The organism is Treponema sp. R6D11 (assembly GCF_054786075.1).
Map to the genome: position 1 here is coordinate 1 of NZ_BDHD01000385.1, position 1201 is coordinate 1201.

Annotated in this window: 2 protein-coding genes; both read right to left on the bottom strand. The window is 48.5% G+C overall.

The features are described 5' to 3' along the window. The coding region (locus tag ACYVTD_RS13335) for a flagellin N-terminal helical domain-containing protein (RefSeq protein WP_461248226.1) at positions 1-858 on the bottom strand (858 nt) is incomplete at its 3' end. Positions 859-862: 4 nt separating this feature from the next. After that, positions 863-1042: a hypothetical protein gene (locus ACYVTD_RS13340; protein WP_461248227.1), complete on the bottom strand. Its 180-nt coding sequence runs from the start codon at positions 1040-1042 to the stop codon at positions 863-865. Positions 1043-1201: the final 159 nt, after the last annotated feature.

The window sequence follows — 1201 nt, forward strand, 5'->3', positions numbered from 1 at the left end:
TTGCAGAAGCTGAAGTACTGACTGACCTCTTTGATTGGCCTGTGCCAACATAGCGGTTCCGGACTGTGTGAGAATCATGTTTTTGGTGTAATCTACAGTCTGATTTGCCATGTTCGCGTCGCGGATGCGGGACTCTGAAGCTTGCAGGTTTTCTGCACCCACATCTAATCCACGGACAGTGTGCTCAAGACGGTTCTGGTAGGCGCCAAGGTCAGCTCTTTGTTTGTTGATGATCCTTATCGCTTTGTCGAGAGTTCCAATGGCACGGTTGGCACCGTCCGGCGAGGACAGTGTAATAAAGGTATCGTCACCGACGTTACGGATACCGAGACCCTTAGCCGTCATTGTGCCGATATAAACTTGCGTTCTCTGATCCATGTTTGCTCCGATATGGAACCACATAGATGCCGTAACCACATTTTCGCCGATTGGCCGGCCGAAACGGCCTGTCAACAGGTTCATTCCGTTGAATTGGGCGTGTGATGCGATTCTGTCTACTTCCGCAACCAAGGAAGAAACTTCAACCTGGATGTAGATGCGGTCTTCCTCGGAATAAATTCCGTTAGACGCCTGAACTGCCAATTCACGAAGACGCTGGATAATGTCCTGGGATTCCTGGAGGTAACCTTCAGTGGTCTGAATGAACGAAATACCGTTCTGGGCGTTGGTTGACGCCTGATTCAAACCGCGAATCTGCGAGCGCATTTTTTCTGATACTGCTAATCCAGAAGCATCATCACCGGCGCGATTGATGCGCAGCCCGCTCGACAATTTCTCCATGTTCTTATCCAGGTATACCTGGGTAACCTTGAGGGACCTGTCGGCAAACATTGCACTTAAGTTGTGATTGATAATCATATACTCACTCCTTTGGCTTTTTCGGCGCTCCGTCAACGACGGATTTGCGCCGCGGCTTCCATGCCGTACAAAAAACCGCTTTGCGGTATTCTGTTTTTGAGTTTCTCCAACGGAAAAACTCAGATACTGTTTGCGAATATTTGCGTATAACGCAAATATCCATGTGCCATATCGCATTTTCCAACGGAAACTGCGAAAGAACCCTCGACCCACCGTTCCCGGAAGGGTGAGGATACCCGGATAAACCATGTATGTCCAACGGACGCATAATTCAGCCGGATGGAGAAAATGTCTATAAGATCTTGAACCAAGATCCTATAGAATTTTCCCTTTTCACTTACAG